We start from the raw sequence: 19,648 nt of genomic DNA, 5'->3' as shown, positions 1-19,648 counted from the left end.
GCATGGCCACCACTGACCTGACCCCCTTACAAAAAGCGATGCTTCTGGTCAAGAAGCTGCAACACGAGCAAAACGTCGCCAATCGCGCCCGCACCGAACCGATTGCGATCGTGGGCATGGGCTGTCGTTTCCCCGGCGGTGCGGTTGACCCAGACGCCTATTGGCAGCTTCTGCAGCAGGGTACCGATGCGATTACGGAAGTTCCGAGCGATCGCTGGAGTCTCGATCACTTCTACGACCCGGATGTTAATGCCCCCGGCAAGATGTACGTGCGCAACGGCGGCTTCGTCGATGGCCTCCAAGAGTTCGATGCGGATTTCTTTGGGATTACCCCCCGGGAAGCCCAGTCTTTAGATCCCCAACAGCGCCTGTTATTGGAAGTTGTGTGGGAAGCCCTGGAAACCGCCAACCTCCCCACTACGGCCCTGACCAATACGCCCACGGGGGTCTACATCGGCATTTGCACCAACGACTACAGCCAACACCTGATGCAGCGGGGCTTCGAAGGTATCGATGCCTATTTGTCAACGGGCAATAGCCACAGTACGGCTGCCGGTCGGCTCTCTTATTTGCTCGGGCTTACCGGCCCCTGTTTGTCGGTGGATACGGCCTGTAGTTCTTCGTTAGTAGCGGTGCATTTGGCTTGCACCTCGCTCCGCAATGGAGAAAGCGACGTGGCCTTGGCCGCTGGCGTCAATCGGATTTTCTCCCCCATCAACACCATCAACTTCTGTAAGGCCCGGATGATGGCCGCCGATGGCCGTTGCAAAACCTTTGATATCAGTGCCGATGGCTTTGGGCGCGGCGAGGGCTGTGGCGTCTTGGTCCTCAAGCGACTCTCCGATGCCCAACGGGATGGCGATAACATTCTGGCTCTGTTACGCGGCTCGGCAATTAACCAAGACGGGCATACCAGTGGCTTGACCGTCCCCAACGGCCCCTCCCAACAGGAAGTCATTCGCCAGGCTCTGAAATCTGGCAACTTGAATCCCAGCGAGATCGGCTATGTCGAAGCCCACGGAACCGGTACGTCCCTCGGCGACCCGATTGAGATGGGTGCGCTGGGAGCCGTATTCGGTCCCCAGCGAACTGACGCCACACCGCTGCACGTGGGGTCGGCAAAAACCAATATCGGCCACCTGGAAGGCGCGGCTGGGATTGCTGGACTGATCAAAGTGGTCCTGCAACTACAGCACGAGGAAATTGCCCCTCACCTTCATTTGCAAAACCCCAACCCCTACATTGACTGGGACCAATTTCCCGTAGAGATCCCCACTAAAGCTATTCCTTGGCCCCGGAGCGAATCCCCTCGCTTAGCTGGAGTGAGTTCCTTTGGCTTCAGCGGCACCAACGCTCACGTCATCCTCGAGGAGGCACCGCTGCGTGAAACGCCCGAGGCCGAAGCCCCTAAAAGATCGCAGCAATTATTGACCCTCTCTGCCAAGGGACCGACCGCCCTCGAAGCGCAGGTCAAACAGTATGTCGAATACTTAGAAGCGTTGCCTACAGACGACTTGGCAGCGGCCTGCTACTACAGCCGCACCGGCCGGACCCATTTCGAGTCGCGGCTAGCTCTGGTGGGACATGATACGAATGATTTTCTTGAGCAGTTGCGTGCTTGGCAGCTTGGGGACAAAAGCACTCCCGCAGCAATTGGCAAGGACATCGCCATGCTGTTTACCGGCCAGGGTTCGCAATACCTTGAGATGGGTCGGGAGTTGTACGAAACTCAGCCCACCTTCAAGCAAGCTTTAGACCGCTGCGATGAAATTCTGCAGTACTCCCTGGAGCAATCCCTTCTTGAGATTCTTTACCCCGCCGATCGTGCAGCTGCAGACGCAGCACTTCTGAACCAAACCGGCTACACCCAGCCCGCCCTCTTTGCCATCGAATATGCCCTGTGCCAACTGTGGCTATCTTGGGGCATCCAACCCCAAGTGGTGATGGGCCATAGCGTTGGAGAATACGTCGCGGCTTGTATTGCAGGTGTCTTCTCCCTGGAAGATGGCCTCAAGTTGATTGCCGCTCGGGGTCGCCTGATGCAGCAACTTCCGGTCGGCGGCACCATGGTCTCGACCCTGGCCCCAGTTGAAACGGTCCGAAGCACCATTGGCGAGCAACCGGGTGTGGCGATCGCCGCGATTAATGGCCCCCAGAGCACCGTTATCTCCGGTGCAACTGAAGCCGTACGGCCGATTGTCGAGAAGCTGTCTGCTCAGGGAATCAAAACGATCGAGTTGAACGTCTCCCACGCTTTCCACTCGCCCTTGATGCAGCCGATGTTGGGCGAGTTCGAAGCTGTGGCCCAGCAGATAAGTTACGCAACTCCAAAACTGAAATTTGTCTCCAATGTCAGCGGCGAGGTGGCTGGCGATGACGTCGCTACTCACGAGTATTGGGTAAAGCACGTCCTGGCCTCAGTAAACTTTGCTGGCGGTATGGCAACGTTGCAGAAGTTGGGAGTGAAGTGCTTCCTGGAATGCGGGCCTAAGCCCATCCTGTTGGGTATGGGGCGGCAGTGCCTGCCAACAGACGATGGCCTCTGGTTACCCAGTCTCAGACCGAACCAGAGCGGGCAGTTACTGCAGAGCCTGAGCGAGTTATACGCCGCTGGGGTTGCGGCCGATTGGCAAGCCTTCGATCGCAACCAGCCCCTGCAGCGGGCTATTTCTCTTCCCACCTATCCCTTCCAGCGCCAGCACCATTGGTTGGCTGCCGAACCCATTGCGCCTGCAACCCCTGCAGCCCTTCCATCCCTCGAACATCCTCTCTTGGGCACTCGCCTGCCCGCCTCGGCCCATCGCCCCGGCGAATTAACTTGGGAGCGGTCGCTGGATCTCAACACCTTGCCGGGTTTGCGGGGGTATCGCGCTGAAGGGACGTCCGTGCTTTCGACTGGGGCTTATTTAGACATGGCCTTGGCCGCCGCACGGATTGCTTGGGGAGAGGGCAATCGCCAGGTTGAAGATTTACAACTCTCCAAGCCGCTTTTTGTCACGGGCGAGCGCAGGCGAGTCCTCCAAGCAGTCTGGATTGCTGGCGAAGATGGCAGCGCCCAATTCCAAGTTCATAGTCGCGAACTGGAGGCAGCAACTGATTGGACGCTCCATGCGACCGCAAATGTGCGGTCCGCCCCAACCGAACTCGTTGCCGCCGTGCCGACCTTTCCCCATTCGGTTGCACAGTCCCAGAATGTAAAAATCCAGCGCGGCCTCAACTTCGGAATCATGTATTTCGCCAGTGGCGAGGTGGATCTCGCCAGTAATCGCTATCGCTTGGTGATGGAAGGGAGCCGTTCCGTCGATCGCAACGGCTTTAGCCGCATCTGGATTCCCGAGCGCCACTATACCGCTCTCGGCTGCTTGTATCCCAACCCGGCCGTACTCCATGCGGCCTTAGCCCGCGAAACCCAGCAGATTCGCCTGCAGGCAGGCAGCGTGGTGATGCCCATCCACCATCCACTACAAGTTGCCGAAGAATGGGCAATGGTGGATAACCTGTCCGGGGGTCGGGTGGGGGTTTCCTTTGCCTCGGGATGGAATCCAGCGGATTTTGCCACGGCGCCAGATAGCTATTCAGAACGCTGGGAGCGCCTGGTTGATGGCATCCAAACCGTGCGTCGCCTTTGGCGCGGCGAGACCATTGAGGTGCTGGGCGGGGACGGCGAAATGCACGAGATCCGCTCGTACCCAACGCCGGTCCAGCCGGAGTTGCCCGTGTGGATGACTGCCGTTGGCAACCCCAGAACCTGCATTACCGCCGGGAAAATCGGAGCCAATCTCCTCACTCACCTGTTCGATCAAAATATCGATGCGCTAGCCGAGAAAATCGCGCTTTATCGCGAAGCCCGGGCCGATGCCGGCTACGATCCGGCCACCGGGAACGTCACCGTCACCCTGCCCACCTTTATTGGGGCTGACTTTGACACGGTCTGCGAACAGGTGCGCCAGCCCTACTGCGACTACATCCGCGCCTACATTCCCTTCCTGAGCGGATTGAGTTACAGCCGGGGGAGTCAAGTCGATCTGACAGCTCTCTCGGAAGAGGATATGGATCAAGCAACGGCGATGGTCTTCGAGCGCCTCGTTCGCGATCGCCGGGTGCTCTTGGGAACGCCCGAAACTTGCTTCCCCTTGGTGCAGGAGCTAGCCAAAATCGGGGTCAATGAATTGGGCTGTCTTCTGGACTTTGGTCCCCATCCCGATCTGGTTCTGGAAGCACTCCCCCATCTCAACCGCTTGCGGGAAGCTTGCGAGTCTTTGGATGTCGTGCTGCCCTCAGCGGCAGTAAGGTCTACCGAAAATCGCGCGACTCCGATCGCGATCCAGTCGCCAACAGCCGTGGCCCTAACCCCGTTGCAACAGCGTTGCACGGCAGCAATGGCCGGGCCAGACTACTACCAACAGCTAGCAACCTTGGGTGTTGAAGTCGATGGGGAGGGACGCGGCATCCAAGAGCTATGGCGGGGTCAAGGTGAGGCGATCGCCCGCCTGCAACTCCCTGATGGAGCCCAACCCGCGGCTGCAAACGATCTGCCTGCGGCTCTCCTGGAAGCCTGTTTGCAAGTTTGCTGGGCAGCACTCCCGGCGGCTGAATTCATGCATGCCGGTGCCCCGCGCTACCTCGGTGTGGGCGTCGGTCGAGTTCGGGTTTATGGGGCATTGCCGGCAGAAGTTTGGAGCCATGCCACGCTGCTGTTAACTGACGATCGCCAAAACCTGACTGGGGAGGTGAGCATCTTTGCTCCCGATGGCACCGTTTTACTGAAAGTTGAAGGCCTGCAATTCCAGCAAGTTGCACCCGGCACCGAAGCACCTGAAAGCGACCTCCTCGCCCAACTTCGCGCTGACTTCTTGCCGGCCCCGGTGGCCCTCGGAGCCTGGGTGCGGGAGCGCACGATCGCCTTAGAACAGCTATCAAAACTAGAGTTCTACCGGCAATTACTCCCGGCCCTGGCCGAGTTGAGCCGCGGCTATTGCCTGACGGCGTTGGCGCAGATGGGGGTCGGGTTATCTATGGGACAACGCCATACCGCCGCCGAACTCGATCGCCAATGTCAGATCGTGCCGGAACACCAACGGCTGTGGCAGCGCGTCTTACAAATTCTCCAGGAGGCCGGAGCGTTGGCTCGCGACGGCGACACATGGGAAGTGCGGCAGGCCCCGGGCAAGACCGACCCCGAGCAAGCCCTACAGGCGCTCCGGAAAATCTACCCGGCCTGCGATGCTGAATTGCAATTACTCGGCAAATGTGGTGGGGCGCTGGCGGCAGTTCTCCAGGGCCGGCAAAGCGCACTGGAACTTCTCTTCTCGGAAGGGTCTCTCGCCAATCTTGAGGCGCTCTACCGACATTCCCCGGCCGCAAAAATCGCCAATCAGTGGGTCCAGGATGCCGTTGCGAAGGCTTTGGAAACACTCCCGGTCGATCGCCCCTTGCGAATTTTAGAGATTGGGGCCGGGACCGGCGGTACGACGGCGTCGATGTTGTCGCTGCTGCCGCGGGATCGTAGCGAGTACGCCTTCACAGACGTATCTCACTTGTTTGTCGCCCAGGCCGAGCAGAAATTTAAGGACTATCCCTTCCTCGATTACCGGGTTCTTGACATCGAGAGAAGCCCCCACGAGCAAGGGTTGGAGGCCTACCACTACGACATTGTCCTTGCGGCCAACGTCCTCCATGCCACCGCCGACATGCGGCGAACCCTCGGCCACGTGCGGCAGCTCCTGGTTCCAGACGGGCTACTGGTGCTCCTCGAAGGCATGCAGCCCCAGGCTTGGGTCGATCTAATTTTCGGGATGACCCCGGGCTGGTGGGCCTTTGCGGATGCGGACCTGCGCCCGGATTATCCGTTGTTGACCTACCACCAGTGGAAGGAGATCCTGCCCGAGATCGGCTTCCCCGCCGTGGAAATCATGACGGCGGCAGCACCGGATTCCCCCCTTGCCCAACAAGGCATGGTTTTAGCTCGGGTTGCCGACCCTGATGCTGCTGACGTTGCGGCCCTGCGTCGCCCTCAGGAAGCGAGCACCTGCCCGGCAACGACCGCTGGCAAGCAAACCGTTCCCGCTGCTGCTGTCGGAGCGGTACAGCAAGAGATGCTGGCCCTTGCCCCCGAAGCCCGTCTGCCCGTACTGGTGACTTACGTCCGGACCGAAGCAGCCAGCGTCATGGGCATTACCCCTGCCGAGCGTCTCGACTGCGAGCGGAGCCTCTTCGAACTGGGGATGGATTCCCTGATGGCCCTCGAGCTGAAGAATCGCTTGGAATCAAACCTCAGCTGCAAGATTCCGGCGGTTGCGGCTTTCGAATATCCCACCATTACGGCCCTTGCGGGGTATCTGGCAACCGACATTCTTGGTTGGCAGTTGGCAGCACTGGAGATACCCCCGTTGGCAGAGCCCCAAGACGAACCCGTCGATGCCATGACTCGGATCGATCGCCTCTCGGATGACGAAGTCGACCGGCTATTTGCTGAAAAATTTGCGAGGTCAGACCGCAATGAGTGATTTTCTCGGGCGAATTCAATCGCTATCCCCCAAACGGCTGGCTCTACTGGCTTACGAGCTCAACGAGCAGCTCGAAAGCCTCCAGCAAGCCCAAAACGAACCCATCGCGATTATCGGCATGGGTTGCCGCTTCCCTGGCGGTGTCGTCGATCCAAACTCCTATTGGCAACTGCTGGCCTCGGGGCGCGATCCTCTCGTTGAGGTGCCGCGCGATCGTTGGGATGTGGAAGACTTCTACGATCCCGATCCCAGCGTGGCGGGCAAAACCTACACGCGACGCGGCGGTTTCATCGACGACGTCGATCGCTTCGATCCGGAATTTTTCAACATCAGCCCCCGCGAAGCCTTGGCCATGGACCCGCAGCAACGCCTGTTGCTAGAGGTTGGCTGGGAAGCCTTAGAACGGGCAGGCTATGCTCCGGAAGCGTTGGAAGGTAGCACCACCGGCGTCTACGTCGCGATCGGGATTGGCGACTATGCCAACCTCCAGGCGAGATCGCACCGATTGGAAGACATCGATGCCTACACCGGCTCCGGCAATGGGTTTTGCTTTACCGCCGGGCGCTTGTCCTATGTTCTGGGACTCCAAGGACCGAGCTTTGCCTTGGATGCGGCCTGTTCGTCGTCATTGATTGCTCTACACTTGGCCTGCCAAAGCCTGCGCGCCCGCGAGTGCGCCCAAGCTTTAGTCGGGGGCGTCAATTTGATCTTGTCCCCGGACTCAAACTTGACGTTCTCAGCGACGAATATCCTCTCGGCCCAGGGCCGCTGCCGCAGCTTTGACGCTGACGCCGATGGCTTCGTGCGGGCAGAAGGGTGTGCGGTCTTGATGCTCAAACGCTTGAGCGATGCCCAGCGCGATCGCGACAATATCATCGCTCTCGTCAAAGGGACCGCAACAAACCACTGCGGTGCGGGCGCGGGGCTCACCGTCCCCAGTGGCGCCGCCCAGCAAACCGTCGCGCGCCAAGCCCTAGAACAGGCAGGGGTTAAGCCGGCAGATGTCCAGTACGTCGAGGCCCACGGTACCGGTACCCCCCTGGGCGATCCGATTGAGGTAACCGCCTTGGGACAGGTCTACAAGCAAGACCGCGACCCGCAAAATCCTCTGTTCCTAGCTTCGGTGAAAACCAACATCGGCCACACCGAGGTAGTTTCCGGGTTGGCCAGCTTAGTCAAAGTGATGTTGGCGATGCAGCACCAAGCACTGCCAGCCCATTTGCACTTCCAAACCCTCAATCCAGAGATCGACTTAGACGACATTCCAGCCAAGATCCCAACCCAACTCACACCTTGGCCGGGCACGGCGGGAAGTCGTTTGGCGGCGGTGAACTCCTTTGGCATGAGCGGCACCAACGCCCACGCCATCTTGGCAGAGGCTCCACTAATACCAGACCTCGCAACACCAGAGCGCGATCGCCCGTTACACCTATTGCCCCTAACGGCAAAAACCCCACGAGCGCTTTGGGAATTGCTGCAGCGCTACGATCGCTACTTAGCAAACCATCCCGAGGTGGACTTAGGAAATCTCTGCTTTACGGCGGCGTTAGGCCGAGCGCACTTCCAGCATCGTTGGAGTGCCGTAGCTGCCAGCGTGACCGAACTGAGAGCGGCGATCGCATCCTATTTCCAAGCCACTCCAGAACCTGAAGCCACCCCGGTGGAGATCGCCGCCGAGGCCCTGCCGGTCCGGCTCGCGCCGATCTTTGTTGCTTCGGTACCCTCAGCGGACCTGTGGAATCGTCTCTGGGATCTAGGGGCACAGCTCGGTCGCACCCAACCGGCCTTCCAATCCACGATCGCACGCTGCCGCGACTGTCCAGGCAACCTGCCCCCCATTGAATTCGGTCCGAACGAACGTCCCTCGCCAGTGGCGCGATTTGCCCTGCAAGTAGCCCTGGTGGAGCTGTGGCGCTCTTGGGGGATCGAGCCTGCAGGTATTCTCGTGTTGCCAGGAAGCGAATTACTGGCAGCCTGGATGGCCGGGGCGGTTCCCCTCGACCGCGCTCTGCAATGGGCCGCACGCGACTCTCACCCCCGGGTAACGGATCTGCAATCGACGGCCATACCCCTGTATTGCAGCCAAACGGGGCAACCCTTGGAGCCACAAACACTTTTCACTCGGTCGGCTGACAGGGCGACGTCTGATGGGATCCAACTTCCGCAGGATCTCGAAAACCCAGTCTTCTTGGTAGCCAGTGACGCGATGCCTACCGGTATGGCACCGAACGAGTGCTGGTTGGCGAGCGCGGCACTTGGTCAGTCCGTTTGGCAAACCCTGCTAGGAAGCTTGAGTGCCCTATATGAGCAAGGGGCAAAGGTCGATTGGAGCGGGTTCGATCGCGACTATTCGCGCCAGCGCCTCCCCCTCCCCACCTATCCTTTCCAGCGCCAGCGTTACTGGAGTGTGGCAGCAGGTCAGGGGGCTCAACTACAACCCGCAGCTGCAACTTCCGTATCGGCTAAAGCACCATTTGCCCTACCAGATTTGCAGCCCCTGACCGAACTGGCTCCCGAAGAGCGGTCGCCCCACCTGGCAGCTTATCTGACGGCTCGTTTGGCCTTGGCTCTTGGAGTCGAAGGCGGTCGCATCACCCCAGAAACACCTTTGCAGGCATTGGCATTGGATTCGATCGTTGCTCTCGAACTCAAGTTCGATCTCGAAAAGGTCCTCGGTAGCAGTGTTGAGCTAGCAGCATTTTTAGCCAGCCCGACAATTGCAGCCTTGGCAGACGGGATTGTGGTGGGCTTGGAGGATTCAACTCCAGTGGACCTGCCAGAGCTAAAGCCCGATGTGGATAATCGCCACCAACCGTTCCCACTGAATGAAATTCAGCAGGCTTACTGGCTGGGTCGAAGTGCGAGCTTCGAGCTGGGTAACGTCGCGGCTCATGTCTTTGCCGAATACCTGAGCCCCGGGCTGGACTGCGCTCGTCTGCAGGCAGCCTTCCAGCACACGATTGCCCGCCACGATGCGCTGCGAACGGTTGTATTGCCCACAGGCCAGCAACAGGTGCTTACCGAAGTGCCTATCTATGAAATCCAGGTCCTCGACCTGAGCGAACTGCCCGCCGCCGAGCGCGAGCAGCAACTGCAAGAACACCGCGATCGCCTCTCCCACGAAGTCCGCAATCCAGAGGTTTGGCCGCTATTCGACGTATTGGTGGTGCGGTTGGAGCCAACGGATCTGCGGGTGCTAATGAGTGTTGATAACCTCTTGGTGGATGGCTCTAGTCTGCAGTTGCTTTGCCAAGAGTGGGGACAGTTTTACCAAGATCTTGATGCGGTTTTGCCTTCCCTAGAGGTAACTTTCCGGGATTACGTCCTGTCCCTGGAGGAATTAGAAGATTCCGCCTTGCAGGCGCGCTCGCGCGACTACTGGCAGGAGCGCCTAGACGCCCTCCCCGCTGGGCCGGATTTACCCCTGGCCGTCGCGCCAGCAAGCGTGACTCAGCCGCACTTCCAGCGCCTGACCGGTCGTTTGCCCGCCGCGACCTGGAAACCACTCCAGCAGCAGGCCAACAAACAGGGCTTGACCCCCTCGGGATTGCTCTTAGCTGCCTTTGCAGAAGTGTTAGCTGCGTGGAGTAAGCAGCGCCAGTTTTGCCTGAATTTAACTACCTTTAATCGCTTACCCCTGCACCCCCAGGTGCGCGATCTGGTGGGAGATTTCACTAACTTGGCCCTGCTGGCAATCGATTATCGCGATACCGCTGGATTTGGCGATCGCGCCCGGGCAGTGCAGCAGCAACTCTGGCAAGACCTCGAACACAGCTATGTCAGCGGCCTGCGAGTGATGCGAGACATGGCACACCAGGGCGATCGCCCGCAAATGATGCCGGTGGTATTCACCAGTTTGCTGGCAACGGCCCCGAACCAAGCTGAGACTGGGTTTGGCACGGATTGGCTGGGCAAGCTGGTAACTGGTGTGGCACAAACTCCTCAGGTTTGGCTCGATCACCAGGTCTATGAAGAAGACGGCGACCTCGTCTACAACTGGGATGTCGTTGCCGAACTCTTCCCCGAAGGCTTGGTGGCGGATATGTTCGCGGCCTATCGGCAGCTCCTCGAAGCATTGGCTGCCAATACCAATGCCGACATCAACCCTTGGCAACAAACCCGCCCACTGCACCTTCCCCTTTGGCAGCAAACGCTTCAACAGGAGTACAACCAGACTACTGCCCCCATCCCGAGCGGCCTACTGCACGCCGATCTGGCTGTAGGTTCGGCAAAACACCCGGAACGACCGGCGGTTATCGCGCCCGATCGCACCCTGACCTACAGCGAGCTGTACCGGGAGAGCAACCGCGTCGCCCAGCATCTGCAGGTGTCGGGGGTCGAGCCGGGTCAACTGGTGGCGATCTCGCTACCCAAGGGTTGGGAGCAAGTCGTGGCGGCCTACGGCATTTTGGCAGCTGGCGGAGTCTACGTGCCCCTCGCACCGGATTTACCCGGCGATCGCCGCGCCGACGTGCTGGAACAGTCAGGGACGACCTGGGTGTTGACACTTCAAGCTTTGCAGGAAGAACTAACCTGGCCGGACTTTGCGCAGGTGGTAGCTCTCGACAATCCGGCACTGCAACAAGCCTCGGACGCACCTCTCTCCGTTTCCCGCCAGCCGGGCGATCTCGCGTATATCATCTACACCTCGGGTTCGACGGGACGTCCGAAAGGTGTCGCGATCGACCATCGGGGTGCGGTCAATACATTCGCGGATATCAACCAGCGTTTTAACGTTGGCGAGGCCGATCGCGTTTTTTCCCTATCCTCGCTGAGCTTCGATCTGTCGGTGTATGACATTTTCGGAGCTATTGCGGCTGGGAGCACGCTGGTGATGCCACCTGCCGATGCTGCTAGGGATCCGGCGACTTGGCTGCAGCTTATTGCCGCCCATGGTGTGACGGTATGGAATTCCGTCCCGGCGCTGATGCAGATGTTGGTGACTCAAATTGGCGATCGCGAGGTGCCGGAGTTGGGTTCGCTGCGTTTGGTCATGATGAGTGGCGATTGGATTCCTCTGTCCCTGCCGAGCCAAATTCGGCGGCTGTGGCCTGGGGCTGAGGTAGTCAGTTTGGGTGGCGCGACGGAGGCCTCGATTTGGTCGATTTTCTATCCCATTGGGGAAATCGACCCCGCTTGGAAAAGCGTGCCCTACGGTCGGCCCCTAACCAACCAAAGCTTCTACGTTCTTGACGCTCAGCTCGAACCCTGCCCCGCCTGGGTGCCGGGAGAACTCTTCATTGGCGGCATCGGGTTGGCTCAATGCTACTGGCAAGATCCCGAGAAAACAGCAGCCAGCTTCATCACCCATCCCACCACAGGCGATCGCCTCTACCGCACCGGCGATCTGGGCCGTCACTTGCCATCAGGCGAGATCGAATTTCTGGGTCGGGAAGACAATCAAGTCCAACTGCGGGGCTACCGGATCGAATTGGGGGACATTGAATCCACCCTCGAACGCCATCTGGAAGTCGGGCGAGCAGCAACCCTCGTCGTGGGCGAAGGAGAAGGCAATCGCTACCTAGGGGCGCTGGTGACCCCGACCCAGAGCACTGTCGAAGCTACTGTCGAAACCACCGTATTTCCCTGGGAATCCCTGGACAGTGCGGCATCACTTTGGGAGCAACTGGTGGCAGCTGGCCTTGAAAGTGCCCGCACCCGCACGCAACCCCAGGATCTGACGGAATTCCATGCGTTTGCGACCCATCTTCAGGCGCTGTACCGCCAAGGCGCTGGAGTTGCTCTCCACAAACTGGGCGTTTTCCCCAACGACGGGCAGGCTCTAAATGTGGAGCAACTGCGCCAACGCGGCCAAATTTTGCCGCGCTACCAACAGTGGTTGCAACGGGCCTGCGAACAACTCGCTGAAGAAGGTTGGTGCGTGCGGGAGGGCCAACGTTTTGCGGCGCGATCGCTGCCGACAGCCATAGAGCCAGAGGCGATCGAACGCGTGCGTGCAGGAGCCGCTGCCGCCATGGATTTGAGCCCCGCTTCCACAGATTTGCTATTGCGAACGGTGGAAAATCTCGCGGACTTGCTTGCAGAACGCCAGCATTCAGCCGAAATCTACACCGCCCAGGAGATCCCCGAGGTCTATGAAAAGCAATTTGTCGGCTGCAACGAGCTGATTGCCGACGCCCTCGTCCATTGGGTACAGATGCGGGCGGGCGAGCCCCTGCATATTCTTGAGGTGGGTGCGGGCATCGGTTCTACAACGCGGCACATCCTGCCCCGTTTGCCTGCGGAGGGGATTCGCTACTGCTTCACGGACATTTCCGCTTACTTCTTACAACGGGCACGAAAGGAGTTTGAGGCTTACTCGTTCCTGGAACACCGCCTGTTGAATTTGGAAGTGGCTCCCGAAGCTCAAGGGTATACCTGCCATGCCTACGATGCGATCGTGGCCTCGAGCGTCCTCCATGCTACCCGCGATATTGCCGAGACCCTGACCCATCTGCGGCGCTTGCTGCGGCCCGGCGGCATCTTACTAATTTTGGAAGAAACTCAATTCCATCCTCCCTTCGATCTGACCATGGGCCTGCAGCAAGGTTTCGATCGCGCGATCGATCTGAGCTTGCGTCCCAAACACCCGCTGCTCTCGCGGCAGCAATGGACCGAAGCCCTGCAAACCCACGGCTTCTCCAAGGTACAGCTGCTTCCCCAAACCGGCACCTTCGCCGACTGGTTGGGCTTTGACGTGTTGATGGCCCAGGGACCGACAACGGTTCGGGGGTTCCAAGCCAAGCCGCTCCAAGACTTTTTGGCCCAGCACCTGCCGAGCTACATGGTGCCTCCCCGCTTCTTGCCCCTAGAGGCGATGCCCTTGTCAGGGAATGGCAAAGTCGATCGCCAGGCCCTAGCAGCGCTCTGGCCGAAAACGGAGACTGCCCGAGAGATTGTGGCACCGCGCAATCCCCTGGAAGAAGCGATTTTGGCCATCTGGATAGAGGCGATGGGCGTGACGGAATTGGGGGTAGAAGATAATTTCTTCGAGCTCGGCGGCGATTCGCTAGTAGCAACCCAGGTGATGGCCCGCGTCCGGGAAACCTTTGGCGTTGAGGTGTCGCTGCAAGCGTTGTTTGCCGAGCCTACCGTCGCTGCCTTGGCCTTAGCCGTCGCCCAAGCCTTGGCCGAGCAAATTGACGGGGATCTGCTCGACGAGTTGGAAACCGAAGGAGGGGAGCAAACATGACCGATTTTGCCAAGCGGATTTCCCAACTCTCCCCCGAGCAACTGGCGCGCTTGACCAAGCGCGTGCGGAAAAATCCCACTAAGCCAGCTATCCCCACCCAGTCTCGGGAGCAACCGCTACCGGTATCTTTTGCCCAGCAACGGTTGTGGTGGTTGCACGAGCTAGATCCGGATAGTCCCGTTTACAACGTTCCGGCGGCCGTGCGTCTTGCGGGACCGCTGCAGGTAGAGGCCTTACTCCAAAGCTTCCAGGCCTTGGGCGATCGCCACGAGCCCCTACGGACGGTCTTTGTCCCGAATGCCGCGAGCGAACCCCTGCAAAAGATTTTGCCGGAATTGGAAATCGATTTGCCGGTGACAGATCTGCAGCACTTGGATGGGGCCGTTCGGGATGCCGAAGTCGAGCGGCTGGCCGTCGCAGCGGCGCGGGAACCCTTCGACTTGGCCTACGGGCCGTTGCTGCGCGCGACGCTGTTACGCCTGGCCCCGGAATACCACGTCCTGCTATTCAACATCCATCACATCATTGCCGATGGTTGGTCCTTGGGCGTTTTAATTCGCGAGCTGGTCCAGCTTTACGAAGCCCAGGTACGATCGCAGCCCGCCAGCTTGCCATCCCTCGCTATCCAATACGCCGACTATGCCGTTTGGCAGCGCGAACAACTGCAGGGCGAGAAGTTGACTGGACTGCTCGATTTTTGGCAGGAGCAGTTGCGGGACGTGCCAGAAGTGCTGGATTTGCCCGTCGATCGCCCCCGTCCGGCACGCCAGAGCGGCCGCGGCGATCGCGTGGCCGTGCGCCTCGATGGCGAACTGGTCCAACACCTGCAAACCTTCAGCCGCCAGAGCCAAGCCACGACGTTCATGGTCGGCTTGGCCGCCTACTTTGCCTGGCTCTACCGCTACACGGGTCGTCAGGATTTGCTGGTGGGAACGCCCGTCGCCAATCGCAACCGCGTGCAAACGGAAGGATTCGTGGGCGTTTTAATCAACACCCTGGCACTGCGAGTGCGGCTGCAGCCCCAATGGAGCTTCCGTCAACTCCTCGACGAAGTGCGGTCGGTGGTAACGGCAGCGAGCGATCGCCAAGATTTGCCCTTCGAGAAACTAATTGAGGTCTTGGCCCCGGAGAGATCGTTGAGTCACGCGCCGCTATTGCAGGTGATGTTTGGTTTGCAGGCCGATCCCCACCAACCGTTTTCCGCTGGGGATCTCGAAATTACACCTCTGGCCTCAAACTTGGGCGCCACCCAATTCGATCTCTTTTTGGATCTGTTTGAGAGTTCCCAAGGGGTGCAGGGCACCTTTGTTTACAACTGCGATCTCTTCGATGCGACCACCGTCGAACGCTGGGCGCGCCATTGGCAAGGGCTATTGGCAGCCGCGATCGCTGAGCCCGACACGCCCATCGATCGTTTGCCGCTGCTGAACAGAGACGAACGGCAGCGAATTCGGGATTGGAACGCGACGCAAACGCCGTTGCCGAATTGGCACACCATGCATGGTGGCTTTGAAGCGCAGGTGGCTCGGACCCCAGAGGCGATCGCGTTGGAGTTCGAAGATCGACGCTACACCTACGCCGAGCTTAATGCCCGAGCCAATCGCCTGGCTGCGTATCTACGCGCGCGCGGGGTCGAACCCGAAACCCGCATCGGTCTGCTGCTCGATCGCACCGCCGAAACCCTTATCGCACTGTTGGCGGTCCTGAAAGCTGGCGGAGCCTACATTCCCCTCGACCCAGCCTACCCTGCCGAGCGCTTGCAATACGCCCTAACTGATGCGGGAGCAGATCTCGCGATCGTCCGAGGGAATGACGATTTGGCCCAGATGGCCCTGGCGGCTGGCGTACCTGTCGTTATCGACCTGCTTGCCGAGACAGATGCGATTGCCCAGCAATCGGCGGAAAACCCCGCTCAGACACCCCACCCCGCCCAACTGGCCTACCTGATCTACACGTCCGGCTCCACTGGCAAACCCAAAGGCGTCCAAATCCCCCACCAAGCCGTCGCCAACTTCCTCAACGCCCACGGGCGATCGCCAGGCATTACCCCCCAAGACACATTGCTGGCGGTCACATCGTTGTCTTTCGACATCGCCGTTCTGGAATTATTATTGCCCCTGACCTACGGCGCGACGCTGCTCTTTGCCAGCCACGAAACTACCCTCGATGGCGCGCAGCTCGCCCAACTGCTACAGCGAGCCACAATGATGCAGGCAACCCCCGCCTCGTGGCGCTTGCTGTTGGCCTCGGGTTGGGACGGGCAGCCGGGACTGAAAATTCTTTGCGGTGGCGAGGCATTGCCCCCGGACTTGGCCGCCGCCCTGACCGATCGTGGCTCCGAGTTGTGGAACCTATACGGCCCCACAGAAACCACGATTTGGTCGGCGCAGCAGCAGATACAAAACGACGCATCCGTTGCCATCGGACGACCAATTGCCAACACTCAAACCTACGTCCTCGACACCCAGTTGCAACCAGCTCCCGTTGGGGTTGCCGGGGAGTTATTTATCGGCGGCCTGGGGTTGGCGCGGGGGTATCAGGGGCGGGCGGGCTTGACGGCGGAGCGCTTCTTGCCCGATCCGTTTGCGACCGAGCCCGGCGCGCGCATGTATCGCACTGGCGACCTAGCTTGCTACCGTACCGACGGCACACTGCAACATTTGGGACGCATCGATTACCAAGTAAAAGTCCGGGGTTTCCGCATCGAGCTGGGAGAAATTGAAGCCTGCTTGCACGACCATCCCGCGATCGCTCAGGGTGTCGTCAGTGCCCATGGCGACACCCTCGTGGCTTACCTGCAAGGGGAGACCGAGTTGCCCGCCACGGAATTGCAACAATGGCTGCGCCAGCAACTCCCGGAGTATATGATTCCCGCTTGGTTTACCTGGCTGCCAGACTTTCCCCTCACCCCCAACCGCAAAATCGATCGCAAAGCACTGCCCGTCCCTTCTGGGGAAGCGCTAACCGCTAACCAACCCTACGTAGTCCCAGAAACCCAGCGCCAACAGACGATCGCGGCGCAGTTTGCTGCGGTTCTTGATTTGCCACCGGAGCGCGTGGGTCTGCACGCCAACTTCTTCGATCTTGGCGGCCATTCCCTACTTGCGACCCAATTGATCTCGCGCCTGCGGCAGGCCTTCGGTGTCGAGATTCCCCTCAAGGTACTGTTCGAAGCAACCACGGTTGCGGATTTGGATCGAGCGATCGCCGCTTTAGAGCAAAGCCAAACTGCCAGACAAGCCCTGCCCGCGATCGTTCCCCTGCCTGCCACCGAACGGGATCCGGCGAATCTACCGCTATCGTTTGCCCAGCAGCGTCTGTGGTTTTTGGATCGTTTCGAAGGCGGCTCGGCTACCTACAACATCCCTGGCAGCTTCCGGATTGAGGGCGTTGCGGATCTTGATGCCATGCAGCAGGCCCTTGATGCGCTAGTCGCTCGTCATGAGAGCTTACGGACCTATTTCCCCCTGAGGGATGGCAGCGACAGCGCCGTACAGTGCGTGCTGCCACATCTCCATGTTCCCCTGGAAATTGTTAGCGCTGTCGACCTCGATTGCATCCCAGAAGACTGGTTAATTCGCCAAACTCAACAACCGTTCGACCTGGCCACTGGTCCGCTCCTGCGCGTCAAAGTAATACAGCTTGCGCCCAACGAAAATATTTTGTCGGTGGTGATGCACCACATCATCAGTGATGGTTGGTCCTCGGGGATTTTCATTCGCGAAATCATTACCCTTTATCAGGGCTATCGCACGGGAGAGTCGACGGAGCTAGCTCCTTTGCCCGTTCAGTACGCTGACTACGGTGTCTGGCAGCGCCAATGGCTAGAGGGAGAAGTCTTAGAACGGCAGTTGAACTATTGGCAGCAACAGCTTGCTGGGGTGCCAGCCCTATTAGAATTGCCCACCGATTATCCTCGTCCAGCACGGCGATCGTTCCAAGGCCGAGTTCAAAATATCGCACTCCCGCCAGAATTAACCGCCGCCGTCAAGACCCTTGCCCAGCAGCAAGAAGTCACCCCATTCATGGTGCTCTTGACTGCATTCCAGCTTTTACTCGCTCGTTACAGTGCACAGCAAGATATCGTCGTCGGCAGCCCAATCGCAAATCGAAATCATCCCGAAGTCGAGGGGCTAATTGGCTTTTTCGTGAATACCTTGGCCTTGCGTACCACGATCGATCCAACTGCGACGGTCGCCGATTTGTTACAGCAAGTGCGCCACACGGCATTAGATGCTTACGCCCACCAGGATGTACCCTTCGAGCGGATTATTGAAGCCGTCGCTGCCGAACGCACCTTGGCTCACACGCCGCTATTCCAGGTGATGTTTATTTTGCAAAACGTCCCGACAGCATCCCTAGAACTTGAAGGGATTACTCTCACGCCCCTGGAGGTCGAAACTGTCGCTGCCAAGTTTGACGTAACCCTTTCCTTGCAAGAGGGCGATCGCGGGTTTTCCGGGCGTTGGGAATATGACAGCGAACTCTTTACTGCCGAAACCATCGCGCGCATGGCCACCCATTTTGAAATGCTCCTTCGCAGTATGGTGGCAGATGTTCGCCAACCGGTGGCAACGCTACCCATGCTGACTTCCCGGGAGCGCCAACAAATTCTCACGGACTGGAATAATACAGCTGTCGATTACCCCCTAGACAACTGCATTCACCAATTATTTGAATATCAGGCGGATCGCACTCCAGAAGCGATCGCGGCAATCTATGGTGCTGAATCCATTAACTATTTCACCCTGAATGCGCGCGCAAACCGACTCGCCCATGCCCTGCAAGAATTCGGTGTAAAACCCGGGATACTGGTAGGCCTTTGTGTCGAGCGGTCTCTCGATGCACTTGTCAGTGTTCTGGGGATTCTTAAGGCCGGTGGGGCTTACGTCCCCCTCGATCCGAGCTATCCCCCGGAACGTCTGGAATACATGCTTGCAAACAGCCAGGTACCATTTTTGATTACACAAAATGCGATCGCCGATCGGCTACCCGAACATCAGGCCAAGACGGTTTGTTTGGATACTGACTGGACCTCCAAAATTCAGCCCCATAGTACTGAAAACCCGACTTCTGAGGTAACGCCAGATAGCGTCGCCTACGTCATCTATACATCCGGTTCTACCGGCAAACCTAAGGGGGTGCAAGGACTCCATCAAGGGACTGTCAATCGACTGTATTGGATGTGGACGACCTATCCCTTTGAGCCCAACGAGCGTTGCTGCCAAAAGACTTCCTTGAGTTTCGTCGATTCGGTTTGGGAATTCTTTGGGGGCTTGCTTCAGGGGATTCCAACTGTAATTATCCCTGCTGAAACTGTCAAAGATCCCCCACATCTGATCGATACTTTAAGCACCCATCAGATTTCCCGGATCGTTCTGGTTCCTTCTCTACTGCGGGCAATACTAGAGACTGGCAGTGAGTTAAAGGATAAACTTCCCCACCTAAAGTATTGGGTAACCAGTGGTGAGACTCTAGAGACCAACTTATGCAAAGAATTCTATGATAAAATCCCCAATAGTTTCTTGATTAATCTCTATGGATCTTCAGAAGTTTCGGCAGATGTTACGCATCACGAAACTTGGCATTCAAAGGTAGATCCATCACCTATTGAATTGGCGTCTGTTGAGTTCCCGGATTCCTCTGTTCGGGGTCGGTTGACCGAACCTCAGCAACCGGAGGAAAAAGCCTTGGCTGAGATCTGGAAAGACGTGCTTCAGCTCGAATGGGTTGGGATCGATGACAACTTTTTCGAGGTAGGAGGCAACAATTATCTTTCAAATTTGACGATCGAACGCCTACATTATCTATTCGGCATCCCTTTACCTAGGGAGAGCTTATATCGCGCCCCGACCATTCGCGAACTTGTCAAGTTGCTTAAAGAACATGAGCCCGAACCCGGGAAAGTCGCCACAATTGCTCGCATTCTGCAGCAATTGTAGATGGTTTC

The 19,648-nt window shown here is 58.6% G+C and carries 3 protein-coding genes; all 3 read left to right on the top strand.

Annotated elements, in window-relative coordinates; all coding sequences use genetic code 11:
• The first annotated feature begins 2 nt into the window (after positions 1-2).
• Genes KR51_RS05620 through KR51_RS05610 form a run of 3 tightly spaced genes read left to right on the top strand, consistent with a single transcriptional unit; the run spans position 3 to position 19,640 of the window.
• Positions 3-6,506 carry a type I polyketide synthase gene (locus tag KR51_RS05620; protein ID WP_022605763.1) on the top strand — a complete coding sequence of 2,168 codons (6,504 nt, stop codon included), beginning with the start codon at positions 3-5 and terminating at the stop codon, positions 6,504-6,506.
• The gene (locus tag KR51_RS18655) at positions 6,499-13,698 is read left to right on the top strand and encodes a non-ribosomal peptide synthetase (RefSeq protein WP_022605760.1); all 7,200 of its coding nucleotides are present in this window, start codon (positions 6,499-6,501) and stop codon (positions 13,696-13,698) included. The genes KR51_RS05620 and KR51_RS18655 overlap by 8 nt, the downstream gene beginning before the upstream one ends.
• Entirely contained in the window at positions 13,695-19,640 is a 5,946-nt protein-coding gene (locus KR51_RS05610) for a non-ribosomal peptide synthetase (protein ID WP_022605758.1), read from the top strand. Before KR51_RS18655 ends, KR51_RS05610 begins: the two co-directional genes overlap by 4 nt.
• Positions 19,641-19,648: the final 8 nt, after the last annotated feature.

The sequence above is a fragment of the Rubidibacter lacunae KORDI 51-2 genome (genome assembly GCF_000473895.1).
Taxonomy (GTDB): domain Bacteria; phylum Cyanobacteriota; class Cyanobacteriia; order Cyanobacteriales; family Rubidibacteraceae; genus Rubidibacter; species Rubidibacter lacunae.
Note: the sequence above shows the minus strand (reverse complement) of the source record. Positions and strands in the feature narration are given on the sequence as shown.

Excerpts from the sequence above, each read along its gene's own strand:
- KR51_RS05620 (WP_022605763.1), top strand. The coding sequence starts at position 3 with ATGGCCACCACTGACCTGACCCCCTTACAAAAAGCGATGCTTCTGGTC.
- KR51_RS18655 (WP_022605760.1), top strand. The coding sequence starts at position 6,499 with ATGAGTGATTTTCTCGGGCGAATTCAATCGCTATCCCCCAAACGGCTG.
- KR51_RS05610 (WP_022605758.1), top strand. The coding sequence starts at position 13,695 with ATGACCGATTTTGCCAAGCGGATTTCCCAACTCTCCCCCGAGCAACTG.